Here is a 22703-nt window from a genome sequence, read left to right as displayed (position 1 = left end):
TTTTCAAGGAGGTACCCTACATGAAGAAGCTACTGAGCATCTGCCTCGCGGTGCTGGTCGTAGTGGGCCTGATGCCCGTCTACGCGCTGGCGGACGACGGCGATCCGGTCGGCGACCCCACAGGCGGATCGGACATGACGGTGTACACCGTCAATGCTGCCGCCACGGGCGGCAGCATTAGCATCTCGTCGGCCACTCCCGACGCGGTGACCGGAGCCGGCCCTTGGACCGTCGCGGCCGGGACGGTGATCAACGTCACGGCCACCGCGGACGAAGGCTATGAGTCCGTCCCCACGACCCTGACGGCCACGATGGGCGGCCAGACGACCGATATCACGGGCCCGTTTGCGGTCAGTGGAAATGTGTCCATCCACGCGACCTTTGAAAAGAAAGAAACGAATGAAATTGTTACGGGAGCTCCCGAACCTAGAGCTACGACGCATACGGTCAACATCCCAGCCCCAAGCAATGGTTCGATTGAGGTGAAGGTGGATGGCAATACGATCAGCAACGGCGCTTCGGTTGAGGAGGGCAAAACCCTTTTCATCACGGCGATGCCAGCGAACGGCTATGAGCTGGAAGAGATTTCGGTTCTGGTTCCCATAACGGGTGGGCTAACGACGGACAAGACGTCCCAAACCAGCCCGATGTCCTATGTGGTTGGCCAGAAAGAATTGACAATAGCAGCTACGTTTAAGAAGACGACGGCGACGGATGTCACTGTAACGATCAACAAGACTGGCGATGGCACAGTGGCCGTAACAGATGTGGGCACAAACGCGGCGGTTGCCAACGGCGGCACGGTTGCACAGGGCAATAACATTAAAATTGTTGTAACGCCGAATGCTGGAAGCAAAATCACGGCATTCTCCATCGATTCTGCGGATCAGACGCCGATTACTGACACCGGGATGACTGTGGGGAGCTATCAGGCTAACAGCAATGTCACGATTAATGTGACGTTTTCAGAAATTACTCAGGAAAATCGGACCATTACGATTGATTCTAAAGGCACTGGCACCGGAACGATTGCGGTAACGGATATCGATGACAACAACAAGTCCATCACCAATGGGGCGACTGTCCCCAATGGACACAAAATTAAAGTTGTTGCGACCCCTGCCTCCGATAGCCTTTTGAAGAGCTTTTCTGTTGGAGCGGCTACCCCGGATTTGAAGGATGGCAAGCAGGCTGTTACCGTCGACAACTATGAGGTGAACGAAAACATTACGGTTTCGGCAACCTTTGACTTGGTTCCTGTTGCCGCGACCCATGCCGTCAAGTGGAAGGCAGGCAGTAATGGCACCATCAAGGTGACGGTAAACGGAACTGAGATCAAGAGCGGCGACCAAGTCGCGGAAGGTTCGAAATTTACCGTTACGGCAACGCCGGATAACGGCTATGTGCTCGATAAGCTCACGGTCACCGGAGCGACACAGGACGGCGATACTTCCACCTATACAGTTGGAACTTCTGATGTCGATATTTCTGCGACCTTCAAGTATAATGGAGGCACTTCCGCTCCGTCGTATGTCTACCGCCCCATCGGCGTCTACGACGACGACGGCGACTGGCTGGAGGATAATTCCGGCAGCAGCTTCCCGCGGCCTTCCAGCGACGGCAAGGTCGTGCTCGACGGCGTGCTCCCGAACCAGACCTTCTATATCAAGCTGGGCGATGCGGGCAACGACTACGTCACCGAGTTGAGCGGCGGCGGCAAGGCCCGCGCGAGCCAGCTTGTCGACGACAACCTCTTCAAGATCTCGGTCGACAAGGACGGCGACGGCAAGTCCCTCATCAGTAAGATCGAGCAGGTGGAGGAGAAGCGCCTGGGCGGCATGACCCGAGCCAGCTACCTGAAGGTCACGCTGAAGGACATGACTTCGACCGACGAGCGCAAGGCGAACGCCGAGATCGAATTCAAGGCGAAAAAGGATAAGGACGGCAGCTGGAAGAAGGGCGAAACCGCCATCCTGAACCTCAACATGTGGATCAGCAACAAGAAGGTTTCCGGTTCGGACGGCGATGCCGACACGGGCGAGAAAATCTACTTCAGCCCCGAGGCCAACGAGAACAACGTCCTCATCTGGGGCGACGACCGCGCGGCGCTCGAGTTCACCGCCGACGACGACGCGAAGGACTTCTACGCGCGCCTGTCCACCAAGTCGATGAGCGACATCTATTCCGAGTACGGCGATCCCGTCGACGCAGACCTGTGGTTCTATGACTTCGTCGGCAATCCGAGCATCCCCTCGACCTCCCGCGCCTATCTGACGCTGGGCATCCCGTGGGACGATGACGACGACTACACCCCCAATCCGCACGACGTCTATATCTACCGCCTTGACAAGGACGGCTACCTCGAGGACGTGACCGCGATGTTCACCTACTCGGAAGACGACCGCGAGATCGAGGGCTGGACCACCCGGACCCGGACGCTCGGCACCTACATCGTCTCTGACACCGAGCTGGATATCGACAGCTACTATGACGACGATGACGATACCGAGGTCCCGTCGATCGACGTTTCCAACAACCAGAAGCCGGTCCCGAACACCGGCCGTTAAATCAAAAATCTCTTCCGAAAGGCCCCGCGGGCATTGCCCGCGGGGCCTTTTTACGTCTTGCCGCGAAAAAATAGAACCGTGTCAACAGAGAGAATCCGACCGAATTTATGTGCATATTGCCAAAATGAATTCCCTTGACACGGGATATTTTGTGTGCTATATTCATAGTAGATTGTCGACATAATTTATACGCTATGACGACGAAGAGAATACCGAGAAGGGTGGGGTATCAATTGACGCACATCAGAAGGGACGTCCCGCGCTGCGATCCCGCGCTGCTGCGCGCATACGAGGGACAGGCGGCCGCGACCGTCCATGAGGCAATGGGCCGCAGGGGCGCGCTCGATCCCGCAATCAAACCGCTCGCGGCGGATATGACCGTCTGCGGCCGCGCGCTCACCGTGCGCTGCCACACGGGCGACAACCTGATGCTTGTCAAGGCGGTCAGCATGGCTGGCCCCGGCGACGTCATCGTCGCGGACATGGGCTCGGCGGTCGCTTCGGGGCCGTTCGGCGAGGTGCTGGCGGTGGAGTGCATGGCGCGCGGCGCTGCCGGCCTGGTGGTGTCCTGTACCGTACGCGACAGCCGCGAGATCATCCGGATGGGCTTCCCCGTCTTTTCCGCCGGGCTCTGCGTGCGCGGGACCGCCAAGGCGACGCTCGGCACGATCAACCACCCCATCTGCATCGGCGGCGAGATCGTCCGGCCGGGCGACCTCATCGTCGGGGATGCGGACGGCGTCGTGGTGGTCCCGCTGGAGGAGGCGCCGGACATCCTGCGGCTCGCCGAGGAACGGACGGCCAAGGAGGCGGCCGTTATGGACCGGCTCCGCGCGGGGGAATCGCTCTTTGACATCTACGGGTACCAGAGGGTGTTCGACTCGCTGCACTGTGTGGAAGAATAAGGGCTTTTCTGCATACGATTTGTCGAAAATGTTTCGTTCCAGTGTATGATCAGATTGTACAGTGTGAAGATTTATAGTATAATAATACTTTAAGGTGCTTGTCTTCGCATGGATCATCTATGAGCGCAAGTTACATTGGAGGGAATAAACATGGCAGACAGATCGACAGGAGCGGCCGGACGGGCGTACGATTACCTTTACAGCGGGATTTTATCGGGGGAATTCCCACTCGGGTCCCCGATTGCGGAGGTGGAGATCGGCGAGGCGCTGGGCCTGAGCCGTTCTCCGGTGCGCGAGGCGCTCAAACGGATGGAGGCGGAGGGACTGGTGTCCCATTTCCCGGGAAGGGGAACCTTTGTCACCGATATCACGCAGCGGGACCTCGAGGAGATCTTCGAGCTGCGGATCATGTTCGAGCTGCATGCCCTGCACACCGCCTGCCGGTACTTTGATGAGGAGATGCTGGACCGACTGGAACAGGCCTTTTTGGATCTGAACGAAAACTCCGACCCCCAACAGTATTATGACGCAAATCATCTGCTGCACACGTCGATTATTGCGTATGGGGGCAACAGCAGGCTGGAAAAGTTCTACGACATGCTTACGGCGCAGTTCGCGATTGTGAACCGCATTTCCGCGCGGGACCCCGAGCACTTCAACGCTTCCAAAAAGAAGCACCTGAACATTATCCGGGCGTTGAAGCAGCGGGATGAAGCAAGCGCCGAACGGTATCTTTTCCAGCATCTCAACGAGGTCCGCGACCGGACCATCAAGGAGTATTCGGAGCCGTTCCCGATCAAAAAGGCCCGCTCCCTCCCGGCCAGGCGGCTGGAAAGCGAATAGCGGCGCGCGGCGCGTCCCGAATCAAACGCGCCGCCGCCGATCTGCTTCCTCATCAGTTTCAAAAGGCGTCCCGCGCCCTCCCCGGTATCCGGGGAGCGGAGTGGGACTGGACCGGAATGAACCTGGTGGGGATATTTTTTTACAAGGGGGCTTTTCGATGAGGATCGGAATGATCGGACTGGGCGCCATGGGGCTGCCCATTGCGAAGCGGCTGCTGGGCGCGGGGCACGAGCTGTGCGCCTTTGACCTCTCCCCGCGCGCCGCGGGCGAGGCGGAAGCGGCGGGCGCGCGCATCTGCCCGACGGCGGGGGAGGCCGCCGCGGATACCGAGGTGCTTTTCTGCTCGCTGCCAAATGCGGCGATCGTCCGGTCGGTGCTCGAGGAAATCCTCGGGCGGGAGTCGATCGGCGCGTCGGTCATCGCCGACCTGAGCAGCATCGCGCCCGAATCGGCGCGGAAATTTTCCGAGATGGCCGCGGCGCGTGGGATCACCTACATGGACTGCCCGGTGAGCGGCGGGGTCGGCGGCGCGGCCGCCGGAACGCTGACCGTCATGGCGGGCGGCCCGGACCAGGCGTTCCTGCGGATGCGCCCGCTCTTCGAGACGATCGGCAGGAAGATCTGCCACATCGGGCCGGTCGGCGCCGGCTCGGGCGTCAAGATGGTCAACAACTACCTGCTCGGCTGCAACATGGCGGCCGCCGCTGAGGCGCTGGTGCTCGGCGCGAAGATCGGGCTCGGGCTCGACACGATGTACGAGATCATCCGGGAGAGCTCGGGGCGCAGCTTCATCATTGAAAACAAGATCCCCAACTTCATCAAAAAGAGGTCCTTCGAGGGCGGCTTCGCGGTGGATTTGGAATACAAGGACCTGGGGCTCGCCGTCGAAACGGCAAAACAGCTCTCGATGCCGATCCCGATGGGGAGCACGGCGGTGCAGATGTTTGAGGCGGCGCGGGCCAAAGGATTCGGCAGGCAGGACATCACCTCGCTCTTAAAAATCTGGGAAGAGCTGATGGACACCGAGGTCAGATAGGGGGAGACGGCATGAAACCGGTTGCGGAGACCGCACGGGAATTGGACTACGACTATGGGCATATGACGCTGGGGGAGTGCATCCGCGTGGCGGAGGAGACCCGGATGAGCGTCGGAGAAGTGATTTTGCGGGAGGCGGTGGACAGCACCGGCCTCACCGGCGAGCAGGTCGCGGCGAGCATGGAGGAGGCGTTCGCGCACAACCTCTGCGCCGCCGGGATCGGTGCCACGACGGGCAGGAGCTTCCTGCTCGGCGCGGTGGGGCAGGACCTCGCGGCGGAGGACGGTGCGAAGATCGCCGGGGATCCGTTCGTCGACCGGATCGTTACATACACCCTTGCGGCGCAGGTGGGGAACCACACGATCGGGCTGTGCCCCTGCGCCGGCACGGGCGACGCCTGCCCCTACACCGGGTTCGTCAAGGCGGTGAAGGAGTTCTATACCGACAAGGACCTGATCACGCGGGTCATGGCGGTCATCCTCAAGATCGGCGGCATCTTCCGGGTGGGCAAGCGGACGACCGGCTGCAACATGGAGGGGATCGGCGCGGGCGCGGCGGCCTCGGCGGCCGCCTTCGTCGAGCTGGCCGGGGGAACCCCCGCTCAGATGGAGCGGGCGGTCGTGCTCGCGATCTCCCCGACGATCAGCGTGCCCTGCACCCCGCGGGTGCTCGTGCCCGGGCTGTGCGCCACCCACATCGGCGGCGGCATCCTCATCGCACGCCTGGCAAGCCAGCTCGCGATGCACACCTCGATCCCCTCGACCGTCCCGGTGGACGTGATGATCGCCATGGCGGCGCAGTGCCATCTGGCCTCCGCGAAGCACGTCGTCCCGGTGACGATCGAATACATGGAGCCCTTCTTCAAGCACGACGAGCGGGTGGAGGCGTACATCGACCCGGCCGTGCGGGAGGCGGAGAAGCTGCGGCAGGAGGAGCTGATCGTCCGTGCGGCCGCTGAGAGCCGCGAGCTCGCGCGCCGCGCCAACCCGATCACCAAGCCGTTCGCGGAAGCGGTCGTCGGCGGCAGCAGCCAGGGGGTCGGTTCCCCGACCAACTGCGGGAGGATCGCGCACTTCCTGTCGGAGGGGCGGATCAAAAAGGTAAAGATCGAGCTCTATTCCGAGCTCTTCGCCCGGCGGGCGATCAACGTGCCGGGCATCCTGATGGCCGCGGTCGACGGGGCGGGCACGAGCGACGCGGACGCCTACAGGGAGATCCTGGCGGAGGTGCGGCGGCGCGGGATCGAGGTGGAAATCCTCGAGGTCGACGAGCCGTCGGTCCAGCGGGTGACGATCGAGGCGGAAAAGCAGAATTCCATGGTGGATTCCCTCAACCGCGGCGGCGCCCGGCTGGTGCTGCGGGACGCCAGCCCCAGCGTGGAGCGCGCGCGGGAGATTGCGGAGGAGCTGAACATCGTGCTGATCGACCAGTGACCCGGCGGAAGATTTTTGCGGGCGAAGCCTGTCTAAATATGTCGACATTTTGTCGATCCAAATTATACAATATTTGCAAAGAGATCAAATATCTGGAATTGGCCCGCGCGGAAGGGAAGGTGACGGGATGGGCGTCGTGAACAGGCTGGTCGGCGGCATGCCGATCCCCCGGATGGTCCGGGTCCGACAGGAATTCGACGGCGCGCGCCTCACGGACGTCGGCGGCGCGGTGCGGGAGACCCTCCGCGGGAGCGGCGTCCTGCGCGGCGTGAAGCCGGGCATGCGCGTCGCCGTCACCGCCGGGAGCCGGGGGATCGCGAACATCGCCCTCATTCTCCGCACGATCACGGAAGCCCTGCGGGAGGCGGGCGCGGCCCCCTTCGTCGTGCCGGCGATGGGCAGCCACGGCGGCGCGACGGCCGAGGGGCAGCTCGACGTGCTGCGCAGCCTCGGAATCACCGAGGATTACCTGGGCTGTCCGGTCGAGTCTTCGATGGAGGTCCGGGAAATCGGGCGCACGCCCGACAGCCGCCCGGTGCAGATCGACGCGCGCGCCGCGGCGGCGGACGGGATCGTGGCCGTCAACCGCGTCAAGCCCCACACCTCCTTTACCGGCCCCTACGAGAGCGGGCTCATGAAGATGCTCGCCATCGGCCTTGCAAAACAGGCGGGCGCGGAGGTCTGCCACCAGGAGGGCTACGCCAACATGGCGGCGAACATCGAAAAATACGGGCGGGCGATCCTCCGCGACGCGAAGGTGCTCTTCGGCGTCGCCATCCTCGAAAACGCCTACGACCAGACCTGCGAGGTCACGGCGCTGCCCCCGGAAGAGATCGCAAAGCGGGAACCGGCGCTGCTTTTGCGGGCCAAGGCGCTCATGCCGGGAATCCTTCTTCCCAACGTCGACGTGCTGGTGGTCGACCGGATGGGCAAGAACATCAGCGGCCTCGGGATGGACCCGCATATCACCGGCTGCTTCGCCACGGGCTACGCGAGCGGGCCGCCGCGGCCGGGCAAGCTGGCCGTCCTCGACCTCACCGACGAGACCCACGGCAACGCCAACGGCATCGGCGTGGCGGACGTGACCACCCGGCGGCTGCTCGAGCGGTTCGATCCGGAGGTCACCTACCCCAACGCGATCACGGCGACCCTCACCCAGGCGGTCCGGATGCCGCTGGTCATGGACAGCCACAAACTGGCGATCCAGGCGGCGATCAAGACGGCGCCGGGGTTTGACAAGGCGCGCATCCGTATGGTGCGGTTGCGGGACACCCTGCATCTGAGCGAAATCTTCATCTCCGAGGCGATGCTCCCCGACGCGGCGGCCAACCCGCGCGTCGAGGTGCTGGGGGAACCGGAGGAGCTCTCCTTCGACGGGGAGGGCAACCTCTTTTGAACCGGTCGTTCCGGCCCAGACGGGCCCGACAATAAAGAATCCCATGCAGGAATTGACGAAAGGGGAGATGTATTTGCGAACGGAAAAAGTTGCAGTCATCACAGGCGCTACCCGGGGCATCGGGAACGCGGTCGCTCTCCAGCTGGCAAAGGACGGCTATGCGATCGTCGGATGCGGGACCATGGACCCCGCCCGGGCGGAAGGGCATATGAAGGAGATCGCGGACGCGAGTCCGGAATTCCTCTATGTGCAGGCCGATGTTTCCAGGGAGGAGGACCGCAGGAACCTGATCGACAGGACGCTCGAACGGTTCGGACGGATCGACGTGCTCGTCAACAACGCCGGGGTCGGCTCCCTGGTGCGCACGAACATCCTCGATGTGACCGAGGAGAGCCTCGACCGGGTGTTCGGCATCAACCTCAAGGGCTACCTCTTCCTGGGGCAGCTGGCCGCCAAGCAGATGATCAAACAGGTGGAGGCGGGGGACCCCGCGCCCAAGCCGGTGATCATCAACATGTCGTCCATTTCGGCGTACACCCTCTCGGTCATGCGGGGCGAATACTGCATGTCCAAGGCCGCCATCGCGATGCTGACCAAACTGCTCGCCTTCGCGCTGGCCGACTACGGCATCAACGTCTATGAGATCCGCCCGGGCAACATCCTCAGCGACATGACCCTGCCGGTCAAGGAGCATTTCGACAAGCTGATCGCCGACGGCCTGCATCCGCTGCGCCGCTGGGGGACCGGCGAGGACTGCGCGAAGGCCGTCTCCGCGATCTGCAAGGGCTACCTGCCCTACACGACCGGCTCCGCCATCGACGTCGACGGCGGCTTCCACATGAAATGGATCGACTGAATATCCGCCGGGGCGCCCGCGGCGCGGACGTCCCGCACACAACAGCCCTCCATGCGGCGCATGGAGCTATGAAGAGGAGGCGCAAAAAATGAAAAGAAACAGACTGCTCAGCATGCTACTCGCGACGGTGCTGGTCCTGACGATGCTTGCCGGCTGCGGTTCCGAGCCCGCCCCGGCGGCCACGCCGGAACCCGCCGCCCCCGCGTCGGAAGCCCCGGCCGCGGAGCCCGCGGCCCCGGCTGAAGAGCCCGCCGCCGAGAAGTTCGTCGTGCTCAACAGCACCAAGGGAATGGATAACCAGTACTACGTTGAGCTCGACCGGGGCGGAAAAGAAGCCGCCGCCCAGCTCGGCATGGAGTATGTGACCCTCTCCGCCGAGAACAACGAGCAGAAGCAGGTCGCCGACCTGGAGTCCGGACTGGTCACCTACCAGCCCGACCTCGTCATCATCATGCCGATGAGCCCGTCGATCGTGCCGGCGCTCTGCGATCTGTGTGAAAACGCCAAGGTCCCCTTCATCACCCTCTTCGACTACCCCGAGGGGATGGATTTCACCGCCTACGAGTACCATCTGGCCCACCTGCTGACCGACCTCTACCAGGAGGGCAAGACCGAGGCCGAGTACCTCTTTGAGGCGATGGGCGGCGAGGGCGGCATCATCGCCATCGACGGACCTGCCGGCAACACCACCGCGGTCCGCCGCCATGAGGGCCTGCTGGACGCCATGAAGGAGTATCCGGGCATCACCCTGCTGGAGTCCCAGCCCGGCGATTTCGACCGTTTCGCGGCCGCCCCGGTGTTTGAGGACATGTACATCAAGTACGGCGATCAGATTGACGGCGTATGGTGCGCCAACGACGATATGGCCATGGGCGTCATCGAGATCCTCGACGGCGTCGGCAAGCTGGGACAGGTCAAGATCAGCGGCCTGGACTGCCTGCAGGATTTCCTCGACCACATGAAGAAGGGCAACACCTGCGTCAGCCTCAGCGGCGACGCCCCCGGCATGCAGGCCCGCGCCGTCTGTTTCGGCTATGACTACCTGACCGAGGGCATCCGCCCGGTCACCGACGAAAACAAACACGCGATCTGGGATCCGCCGGTCGTGACTCCGGAAAATGTCGACGAGTACTACGACCTGTGGTATGGCTCGAAAGCCGCCGGCCGCGACTGGACCGCCGACAGCAAGGTCAAACATCCGGCATAAACGGAAACGCCGGCATCAAAAGATTCTCTGTTGCGGCAGGCATACCCCGCGTCCGCAGGGTATGCCTGCCCGCAGATCACGACATCGGAAGCCAACGCTGCTGTGCGCAGCCCCACGGCGGGCTGTGCCGGGCGGACTGCCCGGCTTCCCATCTATAGCGGGAGGAGCGTAGCAAGTATGCAACAGACCGACGACAGGCAGAGCATCCTGTCCATGCGCGGCATCCGGAAAAGTTTTGCCGGCGTCCAGGCGCTCAAGGGGGTTTCGCTGGAGCTCTATCCCGGCGAAGTCCTGGGGCTGATCGGGGAAAACGGCGCCGGCAAGAGCACCCTGATGCGCGTACTGATGGGGATTGAAAAACGAGACGCCGGGACGATCCTGTGCCACGGGGAGGAACTGAACCTGACCAAGCCGATCGAGGCCTATGAAAAGGGGATCGGGATGGTGTTCCAGGAGCAGGCGCTCTTTCCCAACCTTTCGGTGGCGGAGAACATCTTCCTCGGGCACGAGGAACATTTGCAGACGGCGGGCTTTTTGCACTGGAGCGAGATGTATCGCGAATCGAAGATGGTTTTGGAGAAGGTCGGGCTGGCGAACCTCGACCCGAGGACCCGCTTGAGCAGGCTGAGCTTTTCCCAGCGGCAGATGGTGGAGATCGCCCGGGTGCTCTATACGGCGCTGCACACCGACCGGCAGGTCATCGTGATCCTCGACGAGCCCACGGCCGTGCTCTCGCCCAGCGAGGTGGAAAACCTGTTCGCCATCATCAACTCCCTCCGGGAACAGGCCGCGTTTATCTTTATTTCGCACCATCTGGAGGAGATCGTGGAATACACCGACCGCGTGGCCGTCATGAAGGACGGCTCCAACGTGGGCGATGTCATGACCAGGGATGTGGATATCCGGATTCTGCAGGAAATGATGGTGGGACGCGAATTCTCCACCGACTTCTTCTTCGCGCAGGAGCTGCGCGTGCCGGAGGACGAGGTGGTCCTGCGGCTGGAGGGCGTTACCAACAAGGAAGTAAAGGACGTCAGCTTCAGCCTGCGCAAGGGGGAGATACTGGGGATCGCGGGGCTGATGGGATGCGGCAAGGAGGACCTCTCCAAAATCATCTTTGGGGACTCTCCGGTGGAGAAGGGGACGATCACCGCCGCCGACGGCAGCCAGCTGGGCAACAGCATTGCCCTGGCGGTAAAGGCGGGGATCGGCTATCTGCCCAGCGACCGGCGCAATGAAGGGATTTTGGGCGTCTTATCCGTAATCACGAATACGACCATCGCCAACCTAGACAGTTTTACCAGGGCGCTTGGCTTTATCGACCAGCGCCGGGAACAGCAAGGCGTGGATGATTATATTAGCCGGCTGAAAATCAAAACCCCATCCGGCAGGACAAAAATCATGAATCTATCGGGAGGCAACCAGCAGAAGGTCATTTTGGCGCGCTGGCTGAGCCTGAAACCCCGGATTCTGCTGATGGAACAGCCCACGAGAGGCATCGACGTCGGCGCGAAGCAGGAAATTTACCGGCTGATGCGCGAACTTGCCAACGAAGGAATTTCCATTCTAGTGGTATCCGACGAAATGCCGGAGCTGATCGGGCTGTGCAACCGCATCGTCACCATGAGACGCGGCGCCGTCACCGGCGAAATTGACTGCCAGAAGGAGGTTAAACCGAATGAAAGGGACATCATCCGCTACATCGCATAAGACCGCGCCGGCCGCCCGCCGGGAGATCGACTATTCCCTGATCATCGCGCCGGCGGCGCTGGTTGTCTGCGTAATCTTTTTTACCATCATGAACCCCCGCTTTATTTCGCTGGATAACCTGATGAACATCCTGCGCCAGGGCGGCCCGCTGTTTATCGTATCGTTCGGCCTGGTCGGGGTCATCCTGATCGGAAGCATCGACATCTCGTCCGACGGCCTGCTCAGCCTGGCCGGCGTCTCGGCGGTCATGCTGGCCAACATCGTCCAGGACGGCGGCGGCTGGCTGAGCGTGCTGCTGGGCACGGGGATCGGGCTGGTGTTCGGCGTGTTCATGGGCTTTCTGGTCTCCTATGTGCGTCTGCCCTCCTTCCTGGTCACCTACGGCACCTCGACCATCTGCCGCGGCATCGCGCTGATCGTATCGGGCGGCATCGCCCAGAACACCATGTTCGTCCAGTTTAAGAAGCTGGGGTCCGGAAGCGTCGGCTTCCTGCCGACGCTGGCGATTTTCGCGGCCGTGATCCTCATCTTCATGGTCGTCCTCACGACCAAGACCAAGTACGGCCGGTCGCTGTACGCCATGGGCAGCAACGAGCGGGTGGCCGGGCTGTGCGGCCTGCCGACCCGCAAATATAAGATGATCGCCTTTACCGTAGCGGGCGCCTGCACCGGGCTCGCGGGCGTGCTGATGAGCGCGCGTCTGGGCGCGGGCACCCATTCCCAGGGCCAGGGCATGTCGCTCGACGCGATCGCCGCCGTGGTCATGGGCGGCACCTCCCTCAGCGGCGGCAAGGGCAGCGTCACCCGCACCATCACCGGCGTGTTCGTCATCCTGATGCTCAACAACGGCCTGAACCTGATGGGCGTCTCGCCCCACGTCCAGATCCTCGTCAAGGGCATCGTCGTGATCCTCGCCGTGGCCGCCTCCTCCGACTGGAAGAGCAAGGACATCGTCAAGTAACCGCAGACAACGCGGAAGGGGGAGATTTTTATGAAAGACACCATGAAGGCGGTCGTCTTCAAGGAGCTGGGCTCGGTGGTCCTGGAGGACCGCCCGGTCCCCGCAATCCTGCACCCGAAGGACGCGATCGTCCGGGTGACGCTCGCGGCGATCTGCTCGAGCGACATCCACATCAAGCACGGCATGATCGCGAAGGCGAAGGAGGGGGTCATCCTCGGCCATGAGATGGTCGGGGAGGTCGTCGAGACGGGAAGCGGGGTCGAAAAATTCCACAAGGGCGACCGCGTGACCGTCAACAACGAGACCTTCTGCGGCGAGTGCTTCTTCTGCCGCCGCGGATACGTCAACAACTGCTCGATGGAGGGGGGCGGCTGGGCGCTCGGCTGCCGCATCGACGGCGGGCAGGCGGAATATGTGCGCGTGCCCTACGCGGACAACGGCCTCAACCACATCCCCGACGCGGTGTCGGACGAGGCGGCGCTGCTCGTCGGCGACGTGCTCGCCACCGGGTTCTGGGCCGCGGAGATCGCGGAGATCAGCCCGGCGGAGACGGTCGCGGTGATCGGCGCGGGACCCACCGGGCTCTGCACGGCGATGTGCGCGCGGCTCTATTCCCCGGCGCGGCTCGCCGTCATCGACGTGTCCGACGAGCGGCTCGAGTTCGCGAAGGCGCACGGGCTCGCCGACCTCACGATCAACCCCCTCCGGGAGGACCCGCTCGAAATCGTGCGCGGCCTCACCGACGGGCGGGGGGCCGACCGGGTCTTCGAGGTCGCGGGCGGGCGCAACACCTTCGAGATGGCGTGGCGTCTCGCGCGGTGCAGCGGGACGGTCTGCCTCGTGGCCCACTACGAGGAGGACCCCCAGAAGCTGCCCCTGCGGGAGATGTACGGCAAGAACCTCGTCTTTAAGACGGGCGGGGTCCACGCGAACGCCTGCGCCAAGACCCTCTCGCTCATCGAGGCGGGCATGCTCGACACCCGCCCGCTCATCACCCACCGGATCCCGCTCGACGACGCGCTCGAGGGATACCGGCTGTTTGAAGCGCAGGAGGACCATGTGATCAAGGTCGCCATCACGCCCCGCAGGGGATGAGGACGGGACCCGAAACGGAAAAGGAGGTTCGGTATGGCAACGGAACCCAACATCAGGAAACTTGTCGTCTTCCGGGAGACGATCCGCAGCGAGGGAGGCTGTGAGCTGGAAAAGCCGCTCAGGAAGTGCGCGGCCGCCGCGGTCATCAAAAATCCCTACGCGGGTGCCTACCAGGAGGATTTGACCCTGCTCATGGAGTACGGGGAATACCTGGGCGGCTACCTGACCCAAAAGGCGGTGGAGGCGATGGGGATTGACCCGTCGGAGGTCCACAGCTTCGGCAAGGCGTGCATCGTCGGGCTGGACGGCGAGCACGAGCACGCCGCCGCGCTGATGCACCCGCGCCTGGGCGCGCCGATGCGCGCCTACCTCGGGGCGGGCAAGGCGGTCATCCCGTCGGCCAAGAAGATCGCGGCCCCGGGCGCGACGCTCGACGTGCCGCTGCTCCACAAGGACGCGATGCTCGTGCGCTCCCACTACGACGCGATCACCATCCGCATCCCCGACGCGCCCCACGCCGACGAGGTCGTCGTCGCCGTCGCGTTCACGACGGGCGGCAGGCCCCACGCGCGCATCGGCGGCGTTTCGGCGGAAGGGATCAAGGGACAGAATGGGCTCGATTAGAGCGGAAAGGGCGTGATCGGATGAAACCATATGTGCGCAAGGAAGTTGTAATCATCGACGAGATCCGCGCGGAGATCGGGAAACCCCTGCCCGTGCCGCTGCGCAAATGCGCCTCGGTGGCGATCGTGGAGAACCTCTTCGCGGGGAAGCGGGTGGAGGACCTCTCCCTCTACGGCGAATACGGCGAATGGCTCGGAAGGCTGCTGGTCGAAAACGCCCTCGAGGCGCTCGGCGTGGGTCCGGAGGAGATCCAGAGCTACGGCAAGGCCGTGGTGACGGGGCTCGCGGGGGAGCAGGAGCACGGCTCGGCGCTCCTCCACATCGCCTTCGACGGGCCGGTGCGGGAGGCGCTCCGGGACACCCTCTCGATCATCCCGTCGACCGAAAAGGCGGGTCCCGCGGGCTGCTCGGTCGACGTGCCGCTGCACAGCAAGCGGGCCGTCAAGGTGCGGACCCACTACGACGCGATGGAGGTCTCCGTCGCGGACGGCCCAAGGCCCGATGAAATCATGGTGGTGCTCTGCCTGACCACCGGCTCCCGCCCCTTCCCGCGCGTGGGCGGCCTGCTGCTCGACCAGGTCAAGGGCGTGGACGGCGTGAGCTGAGGAGGAATGTGAGATGCCTGATCTGATTATCACCAACATCGGTACCCTCGTAAGCGGCGACTGGGAGCACCCGGTCCTCGACTGCGACACCGTCGCCATCCGCGGCGGGCTGATCGACGCGGTAGGCGGCGCGGAGCTGCTCTCCCGCTACCCGGACGCGCAGGTGCTCGACGCGATGGGGGTCACGGTGGCCCCCGGGCTGATCGATTCCCACTGCCACCCCTGCGTGGGGGACTATACCTTCCGCCAGAAGGCGGCGGACTTCCTCGAAAGCGAGGTGCACGGCGGGGTCACGACGATGATTTCGGCGGGGGAGCCCCACTTCCCCGGACGGCCGAAGGACGCCGCCGGTGCGAAGGCGCAGGCGATCTTCCTCTCCAAGTGCTTCCGGAACCAGTCGCCGCTGGGCGCGAAGATTCACGGCGGCGCGCTGATTCTGGAGCAGGGACTCGTGGAAGCGGACTTCGCCGAGATGGCGCGCGAGGGGGTGTGGCTCGTCGGGGAGATCGGGCTCGGCTCGGTCAAATCCCCGGCCGACGCGGCCCCCCTCGTCGAGATCGCCAAGAGGTACGGCTTCAGGGTCGCGATGCACACGGGCGGCACCTCGATCCCCGGCAGCTCGCCGGTGAGCGCCGACGACGTCATCCGCACCGGGCCGACGGTCGCCTCCCACTGCAACGGCGGCCCCACCTCGATCTCCACGGCGGAGGCGGAGCGGATCATCCGGGAGAGCGACGCGGCGGTCGAGATCGTCCAGTGCGGCAACTACCGCATGACCAACTTCATCCTCGAGACGGCGGGGAAGCTCGGCCAGTGGGGCCGCGTCATCTTCGGGAACGACGCGCCCTCCGGCACCGGCATGATCCCGCTGGGCATCCTCCGCAACGTCTGCTACGCCAGCAGCGTCTGCGGCGTGCCCCCGGCGGTCGCCGTCGCGATGGCGACGGGCAACACCGCCCGCGTCTTCGGGCTCAACACCGGCGTGATCGCGCCCGGCCGGGAGGCGGACCTCGTCTGTCTCGACGCGCCGATCGGCTCGGTCGCGGACACCGCCCTCGGCGCGATCGAGGCGGGGGACATCCCCGGCGTGACCTATGTGATCATCAACGGAAGGGTCGCGGTGGTCAAGAGCCGCAACACCCCGCCGGGAAACCGGACGCCCCGGCCGGCTGGCCAAAACGACGCCTGAGGAGGACGGACAGATGGGAAAAGGCTTCAGCGACTACTATACCAACCGCGAAAAGGCCCTCGACCTCAAAAAGAGCGCGGTGCTGATCGTGGATATGATGAACGACTTCTGCAAGCCGGGCGGCCGCATGGTGCTGGAGGACGGCTACCTGATCGTGGAGCCGATCCAGCGGCTGGTCGCCGCCGCCCGCGCGCACAAGATCCCCATCGTGTGGATCTGCCAGAAATACCGGATGGACAAATACGACAAGGTGACGGAAAAGCGGGTCGGCACCTGCTATGAGGGCACCTGGGGCGCCGAGCAGATCGACGAGCTGCCCATCCTGCCGGAGGACTATGTGGTCAACAAGCGCCGCTACAGCGGCTTCTTCCAGACCGACCTCGACCTCACGCTGCGGGATATGGGCTGTGAAAAGGTGATCGTCGGCGGCGCGGTGACCAACATCTGCGTGCGCGGCACGGTGGCCGACGCCTTCCAGCTCGACTACGAGGTGTTCGTGCCGAAGGACTGCGTGCGCGCCACGAGCGAGCGGGAGCAGGAGTCCCAGCTGTGGGACTTCGAGACCCACTTCGCGACGGTGTGCACGTCGGAGGAGCTGATCGCGGCGATGGATACTCTGGAGCCGGGGGACGAGTGCCGGATCCGGTGATCCGCGCCCCCGCAAAATGATAAAGGAGCGATGTATGATGGGAAAATTGACCAAGGAGCTGCGGGAGCGGCTTGACAGGCTTTCGACGACCAACGTCTCCGACGCGCTCGACGCGCTCGGGCTCAAGGGCTCGACCTACGGCGTCAACAAGATGTACGAGGGCTGCGAAAAGATCATCGGCGAGGCCGTCACGATGAAGGTGGTCGCCGCGGGGCTCACCAAGTCGACCACCCACATGGGGGTCAACGCGATCGAGGCCGCCAAGGAGGGCGACGTCATCGTCATCGACAATGGCGGGCGCATCGACGTCAACTGCTGGGGCGGCGTGCTGAGCACGGGCGCCAAATATAAGGGCGTGTCCGGCGTGGTCATCGACGGCGCCTGCCGCGACCTCGACGAGTGCATCGAGATGGGCTTCCCGGTCTACGCGCGCGCCACCATCTGCGCGACCGCCCGCGGCCGCGTGATGGAGGAGGCGACCAACGTGATGGTCTCCTTCCACGGCGTGCAGGTCCGCCCCGGCGATATCGTCATGGGCGACATCACCGGCGTGGTCTTCATCCCGCAGGAGCGGCTGGAGGACGTGGTCGCCAAGGCGGAGACGCTGCTCGAGAAGGAGGAGGCCATGTGCTGCGACATTAAGTCGGGCATGTCGATGATGGAAGTCGACAAAAAATACAACTATGAGAACATGCTGAAATGATCAGCTGGATGAAGAGAATTTGAGAGGGGCGTTCGCATATGCAAATACCGAAACTCGACCCGGCCGTCATTGAAGCCTACAAGAAGCTGGATTCCACCAGCATTTCGGACGCGCTGGACCGCCTGGGCATCCCGGGCGGGCTCTATGGGATCAAACCGGTCACGCCGGGCGTGGTCATGTGCGGCCAGGCGTTCACCGTCCGTTATGTCCCCTGCGGGGAGGTCAAGGGAACGGTGGGCGACTTCCTGGACGACGTGGAGCCGGGGCAGGTCTGCGTGCTCGACAACGGCGGCCGCGACTACTGCACCGTCTGGGGGGACATCATGGCGATGGCCGCCTCGATGAAGGAGATCGCCGGCACGCTGATCTACGGCGTCTGCCGGGATGTCAAGGACGTGCGCGCGATCCGGTACCCCATCTTCACGATGGGCTACTACATGGTCACCGGCAAGGACCGGGTGGAGGTCGCCGCGGTCAACGAGCCGGTCACCGTGGCGGGAATCAAGGTCTGCCCGGGGGATCTGATCTTCGGGGACGAGACGGGTGCCCTCGCCGTCCCCTTCGACCGCGCGGAGCAGGTGCTCGCCATCGCGCGGGAGATCGAGGAGAAGGAGGAGCGCATCCGCCAGGCGCTGAAGGAGGGTATCCCCCTGCGGGAGGCCCGGGCGCGCATGGGGTACCACCATCTCCAGACCAAAGAGGCGTAAATAAAATTGTGGAGGTTTTTCCGTGAACACAAGAGTACTCTATCTCGATAAGCTCAACGAGCACATGGAGCGGATGATCCTGGAAATGTGCCCGCCCGACGTGACGCTGCGGTTTTTAAACCCCACCATCGGGGAAAAGGGAACGCCCGAGGACGCCGACTGCTTTTTTGTCACCACCTTCCGCACGACGAAGGAGATCATCGACCAGGCCCCCAACCTCCGCCTCATCCAGCGCACCGGCGTGGGCGTCGACATGGTCGACGTCGCCTACGCGAAGGAGAAGGGCATCCCCATCTCGATCTGCAAGGGCTTCAACGCCTCCTCGGTGGCGGAGCTCGCGGTGCTGGATATGCTGGCGCTCTACCGCCGCATCATCACCCTCGACCCGCTGGGCAAAAAGGGCGAGTGGCACACCTGGACCTACCGGCACGACAGCTATGAGCTGCTCGGCAAGACGGTCGGCGTGATCGGCGGCGGCACGATCGGCCGCGAGGTCATCAAGCGGGTGAAGGCGTTCGGCACCCGCGTCATCTACAGCGACGTCTTCCGGATGCCCCCGGAGGAAGAGGAGAAGCTGGGATGCGAATACGTGCCCTTCGACGAGCTGATCGCCTCGGCGGACGTCATCACGATCCACGCGCCGCTTCTGGACAGCACCCGCGGCATGATCGGCCGGGAGCAGTTTGCGCGCATGAAGGATTCCGCCATCCTGATCAACACGGCGAGAAGCCAGATCGTGGACGAGACGGCCCTGCTCGAGGCGCTCCGGGAAAAGAAGATCTGGGGCGCGGCGTTCGACGTGTTCGAGCCGGACGACCCGATCTTCGGGCTGGACGAGGGGCTCAACCTCATCACAACGCCGCACATCGGCGCGGCGACCTACGACAACTACTACCGCGTCTACAAGTTCAGCCTGGAAAACGCGCAGCGGATCGGCCGCGGCGAAGAGCCGCTCTTCCTGCTCTGACATTTCCGGCGTCTCCCCATAAAAAGCGGCTCCGCAGAATCCTGCGGAGCCGCTTTTTTGATGCTGTATGAAATGAATTCAGTCGCCGAGGGCGGTGACCGCCGCGCTGGCGCCCAGCCGGTCGCAGCCGTTCTCCAGGAAGAGGCGCAGGTCGGCCTCGGTGCGGATGCCGCCCGACGCCTTGATCTTTACCCGGGGCCCGATGTGCTCGCGGAAGAGGAGGACGTCGGGGAGGGTCGCGCCGCCGGTGCCGAAGCCGGTGGACGTTTTGATGTAGTCCGCGCCCGCCTCTGTGACGAGCTCGCAGAGGCGGATTTTTTCCTCCTCGGTGAGGTAGCAGGTCTCGACGATCACCTTGAGGACCTTATCCCCGGCCGCCCGCCGCAGCGCGGCGATCTCCGCGAGGACCTTGTCGTAATCGCCGTTTTTCACGTCGCCCAGGTTGACCACCATGTCCACCTCGCCGGCGCCCTCGGCGATGGCCTGCTCGGCCTCGAAGACCTTGACGGCGGTGGTGTTGTATCCGAGCGGGAACCCGATGACGGTGCAGATGTTGAGCGCGGGGAAATGCTCGTGCGCCCGCGCGACATAGGAGGGCGGGATGCAGACCGAGGCGGTGTGGTGCGCGAGCGCCTCCTCGCAGAGCTTGCGGATATCCTGCCAGGTGGAGACGGCTTTGAGCTGGGTGTGGTCGACGTGGCTGTAGATTTCCTGTTTCTCCATGATAAACCTCCGTTTTTTTGAATCGGCGAGCGAGCTCAGCCGGTATAGACGTTGACGCCGGAACTGCGGTAGAAGGCGAGGTACCTGCCGTCGGTCTCCGGGTTGGTGACGACGTTGGCGATCCGGTCGATCGCGCAGAAGTAGGCGAAGGCGCGCTTGCCGAACTTGTGGCGGTCTGCCAGCAGGTAAAAGTCCCTGGAGTTGTCCAGCAGGTGGCGGTAGAGGGGCGGCTGAAGGCGGCTGTTGATCGAGTAGCCGTATTCAAGGTCGACGCCGTTCACCGTCAGGAAGACCTTGTCAAAATAGAGCCGCCGGAGGGATTCGATCGTGTATTCGTCGAGCGTTTCGATGTAGTTGCTTCCCACATGCACGTCGCCGCCCAGCAGAATCATCGAAAGTCCCTGCGATCTGGACAGCTCGACGACCGCGTCGATGTTGGAGGTCACCACGGTGAGCCCCTTTTTGCCGCGGATATAGCGGGCCAGGAGGGTGCAGGTCTTACCCGCGCCGATAAAGATCACGTCGCCGTCTTCGACCAGGCGCGCGGCGGTTTGCGCGATCCGGTCCTTTTCGCCGTAGAAGGGGTCCTCCTCCCGCCCGTCGTCTATGGGGCGTTCGGCGGCGGGCCGGTCCCGGTTGAGCCGGGCCGCGCCGTGGATCTTGACGATCAGCCCGCGGCTGCTCAGCGCGTTCAGGTCCCTGCGGACGGTCGCGATCGAGGAGCCGGTCACCTCCTGCAGCACGGCGGTCGGCGTGACCCCGTGCGTCCCGAGGTAGTCCAGGATGCGTTCTTCCCGTTCGGATGCATACATCTTTATCCCAGCTTTATATATGATTGATTGTGCTTAGTATAGCACCTCTGAAAAACAAAATCAATCTGAAAAGATCACAAAAAGACAACAAAATTAGAAACGATCAGAATAAATCAAAAAGGTCCCGGCCGCACAGGCGGCCGGGACCTTTTTTACATCTACGCCTCTTCGGGTTTCGCATCCGCGAGGTCGATATACCCCGTGACGTTCTGCGCGATGGGCGTGCGTCCAACGCGCGACGCGCTGTTGGTGATCCGCAACCTGCCGTCCACGGCGATCCCGTCGTAGACCCAGTAGCGCCCGCTGATGGTGGCCGAGCGTGTCTGCGCCGTGGCGCTCGCATAGAGCGGAACGCCGTAGAGCAGCAGAGCCGTCCCGGCGGCCGGAGCCTCGGGAAGGGCGGGCTCGCCCTCCCCGCCGCCGTCCTCCGCCGCGTAGTCGCGGAAGGAGACGTCGAGGTCGACATATCCGGAGATGCCGTCCACCAACCCGCGCGAGCTGTGCTGCCAGAGGTCCACGCCGCCCTCCAGCGAGGGCTTTTGGCTGCTCCAGTCCGCCACCCACCGCTGGACGGGCTTCAGCTCCGGGAGGTCGAGCATCGTCTCAAACCAGTAGAGGCTCGAGTAGACGCCGGGGGTGAGGCCGCCCTGCGCCACCCTGCCGCAGAACGCAAGCGCGAGCCCGGTGCGCTGGTCGTTGGTCAGCGCATGCTGTCCGGCGCTCTCCATATCAAGCGAGGCGGGGTATACGATCTGGTAGGGCTTTGCCAGCTCCAACAGAAAGGCGGCTTCCTCTTCGGCCTCGCCCGTCGTGACGGCCCTGCTGTAGAGGTAGGTTCCGACGGGGATTCCCTGCGCGGCGGCGCCCTCCATGTTTCTTGCGAAATTCGGGTCGGCCGCGAGGCCGTAGCCCGCGCGGACCATTGCAAAGCCGACGCCGCCGGCTTTTACGCGCGCCCAGTCGATTTCTCCCTGCCAGACGGAGACGTCGATTCCATTTATAGCAGTCATTGAAAGACCTTCTCTCGTGGATTCAGATGGGGAAACTTCCCCGGATATCCTATGCCCCCGTGCTGGAAAGCGTTCCCGGAAGGAGTGGGGGAAAATCCGCATAAGACTCAAAAAGCATAAATTTATATAAATTTGAAAAGATTTGTGACTAAAAAACCTGAATTATAAAAAAATTGTGAACAGAAAAGAATTTTCAAGAATGGGCTGGAAAAATCATATTGATGGAACTGGAAAATAATGATATAATCCAACTATATTGGTAACAATTTCTAATGAATTTTTATAAAATTATTGAATTGAGTGCTTATATTAACCGATTTTAGGAGGATATTTGGGAAAACAGGAACAATTATTGGATTAATATTTGGTAACAAAATATAGGAACAATTAGGGACTTTTCTTTTGGAAAGGCTTCCTTCAGAAAGTACCGGCAGGCGTCGGAGGAGGGGCGGAACATGAAATCTTTCGCGTACAATGGGGGAAAAACATGGAGAAAATCGGTCGCGCTGTTACTGACAGCTTTGATGTTGATCAGTGCGACTTCGGTTCTTTCCTACGCGGAAATGATGGACGGCAGTCTGGACGGAATGGAGACCGCCGGCACCGTTTCCGAACCGGAAAAACCGTCCGCGCCCGCGGAGGAGAGCAAGCCGGATGGGGAGCAGCCTCCTGAGAGCGGGTCCGCAAGCGGCGAAAGCCCGTCCG

At 63.0% G+C, this 22703-nt stretch carries 22 protein-coding genes; 19 read left to right on the top strand and 3 right to left on the bottom strand.

Going from position 1 to position 22703, the window contains the following annotated elements:
• Positions 1–20: 20 nt before the first annotated feature.
• The 18 genes from RCI06_RS08930 (at position 21) to RCI06_RS08845 (ending at position 19453) form a co-directional block, all read left to right on the top strand.
• The gene (locus RCI06_RS08930) at positions 21–2567 is read left to right on the top strand and encodes a hypothetical protein (RefSeq protein WP_306575660.1); all 2547 of its coding nucleotides are present in this window, start codon (positions 21–23) and stop codon (positions 2565–2567) included.
• Between the two features lie 233 nt (positions 2568–2800).
• Positions 2801–3472 carry a 4-carboxy-4-hydroxy-2-oxoadipate aldolase/oxaloacetate decarboxylase gene (locus tag RCI06_RS08925; RefSeq protein ID WP_172439265.1) on the top strand — a complete coding sequence of 224 codons (672 nt, stop codon included), beginning with the start codon at positions 2801–2803 and terminating at the stop codon, positions 3470–3472.
• Positions 3473–3622: 150 nt separating this feature from the next.
• Positions 3623–4315, top strand: a complete 693-nt coding sequence (locus RCI06_RS08920; protein ID WP_101552061.1) for a GntR family transcriptional regulator — start codon at positions 3623–3625, stop codon at positions 4313–4315.
• A 157-nt stretch (positions 4316–4472) separates the two neighbouring features.
• Positions 4473–5351 carry an NAD(P)-dependent oxidoreductase gene (locus RCI06_RS08915; RefSeq protein ID WP_101552058.1) on the top strand — a complete coding sequence of 293 codons (879 nt, stop codon included), beginning with the start codon at positions 4473–4475 and terminating at the stop codon, positions 5349–5351.
• 11 nt (positions 5352–5362) lie between these two features.
• Positions 5363–6784: an L-serine ammonia-lyase, iron-sulfur-dependent, subunit alpha gene (locus RCI06_RS08910; RefSeq protein WP_101552056.1), complete on the top strand. Its 1422-nt coding sequence runs from the start codon at positions 5363–5365 to the stop codon at positions 6782–6784.
• Positions 6785–6911: 127 nt separating this feature from the next.
• Positions 6912–8180, top strand: coding sequence for a lactate racemase domain-containing protein (locus RCI06_RS08905; protein ID WP_306575655.1), 1269 nt, complete (start codon positions 6912–6914; stop codon positions 8178–8180).
• A gap of 73 nt (positions 8181–8253) precedes the next feature.
• Positions 8254–9036, top strand: coding sequence for a 3-ketoacyl-ACP reductase (locus tag RCI06_RS08900; protein ID WP_207654192.1), 783 nt, complete (start codon positions 8254–8256; stop codon positions 9034–9036).
• 88 nt (positions 9037–9124) lie between these two features.
• The gene (locus RCI06_RS08895) at positions 9125–10243 is read left to right on the top strand and encodes a sugar ABC transporter substrate-binding protein (RefSeq protein ID WP_306575652.1); all 1119 of its coding nucleotides are present in this window, start codon (positions 9125–9127) and stop codon (positions 10241–10243) included.
• A 177-nt stretch (positions 10244–10420) separates the two neighbouring features.
• Positions 10421–11953: a sugar ABC transporter ATP-binding protein gene (locus RCI06_RS08890; RefSeq protein WP_276872517.1), complete on the top strand. Its 1533-nt coding sequence runs from the start codon at positions 10421–10423 to the stop codon at positions 11951–11953.
• Entirely contained in the window at positions 11922–12914 is a 993-nt protein-coding gene (locus tag RCI06_RS08885; RefSeq protein ID WP_101552047.1) for an ABC transporter permease, read from the top strand. Before RCI06_RS08890 ends, RCI06_RS08885 begins: the two co-directional genes overlap by 32 nt.
• A 30-nt stretch (positions 12915–12944) precedes the next feature.
• Positions 12945–14009, top strand: a complete 1065-nt coding sequence (locus RCI06_RS08880; RefSeq protein WP_306575649.1) for an alcohol dehydrogenase — start codon at positions 12945–12947, stop codon at positions 14007–14009.
• A 33-nt stretch (positions 14010–14042) separates the two neighbouring features.
• Positions 14043–14633, top strand: coding sequence for an amino acid synthesis family protein (locus RCI06_RS08875; RefSeq protein ID WP_101552045.1), 591 nt, complete (start codon positions 14043–14045; stop codon positions 14631–14633).
• Between the two features lie 20 nt (positions 14634–14653).
• On the top strand, positions 14654–15238 hold the full coding sequence (locus RCI06_RS08870) for an amino acid synthesis family protein (RefSeq protein ID WP_288234691.1): 585 nt from the start codon (positions 14654–14656) through the stop codon (positions 15236–15238).
• Positions 15239–15251: 13 nt separating this feature from the next.
• Positions 15252–16427: an amidohydrolase family protein gene (locus tag RCI06_RS08865; protein WP_101552041.1), complete on the top strand. Its 1176-nt coding sequence runs from the start codon at positions 15252–15254 to the stop codon at positions 16425–16427.
• Between the two features lie 13 nt (positions 16428–16440).
• Positions 16441–17076 (top strand): cysteine hydrolase family protein, encoded by a 636-nt coding sequence (locus tag RCI06_RS08860; protein WP_101552039.1) that lies wholly within the window; start codon positions 16441–16443, stop codon positions 17074–17076.
• A 37-nt stretch (positions 17077–17113) separates the two neighbouring features.
• Positions 17114–17779 (top strand): RraA family protein, encoded by a 666-nt coding sequence (locus tag RCI06_RS08855; RefSeq protein WP_302823304.1) that lies wholly within the window; start codon positions 17114–17116, stop codon positions 17777–17779.
• A gap of 38 nt (positions 17780–17817) precedes the next feature.
• Positions 17818–18486 (top strand): RraA family protein, encoded by a 669-nt coding sequence (locus tag RCI06_RS08850; RefSeq protein ID WP_101552036.1) that lies wholly within the window; start codon positions 17818–17820, stop codon positions 18484–18486.
• A gap of 22 nt (positions 18487–18508) precedes the next feature.
• Positions 18509–19453: a 2-hydroxyacid dehydrogenase gene (locus tag RCI06_RS08845; protein ID WP_306575647.1), complete on the top strand. Its 945-nt coding sequence runs from the start codon at positions 18509–18511 to the stop codon at positions 19451–19453.
• A gap of 78 nt (positions 19454–19531) precedes the next feature.
• Here the strand turns inward: RCI06_RS08845 and deoC are convergent, their stop codons facing one another.
• From deoC to RCI06_RS08830, 3 genes are all read right to left on the bottom strand, one after another.
• Complete coding sequence (gene deoC / locus RCI06_RS08840; RefSeq protein WP_186895805.1) at positions 19532–20176, bottom strand: deoxyribose-phosphate aldolase; 645 nt, start codon at positions 20174–20176, stop codon at positions 19532–19534.
• A gap of 35 nt (positions 20177–20211) precedes the next feature.
• Complete coding sequence (locus tag RCI06_RS08835; protein ID WP_306575646.1) at positions 20212–20988, bottom strand: DeoR/GlpR family DNA-binding transcription regulator; 777 nt, start codon at positions 20986–20988, stop codon at positions 20212–20214.
• 158 nt (positions 20989–21146) lie between these two features.
• Positions 21147–21998: a glycoside hydrolase family 25 protein gene (locus tag RCI06_RS08830; protein ID WP_306575645.1), complete on the bottom strand. Its 852-nt coding sequence runs from the start codon at positions 21996–21998 to the stop codon at positions 21147–21149.
• A gap of 455 nt (positions 21999–22453) precedes the next feature.
• Between RCI06_RS08830 and RCI06_RS08825 the strand changes: the two genes are divergently transcribed.
• On the top strand, positions 22454–22703 hold a 250-nt coding region (locus RCI06_RS08825; protein ID WP_276872509.1), incomplete at its 3' end, for a hypothetical protein.

The organism is Anaerotruncus massiliensis (ex Togo et al. 2026) (assembly GCF_030825285.1).
Lineage (GTDB): Bacteria > Bacillota > Clostridia > Oscillospirales > Ruminococcaceae > Anaerotruncus > Anaerotruncus massiliensis.
This window is presented reverse-complemented; position numbering and strand designations above follow the sequence as displayed.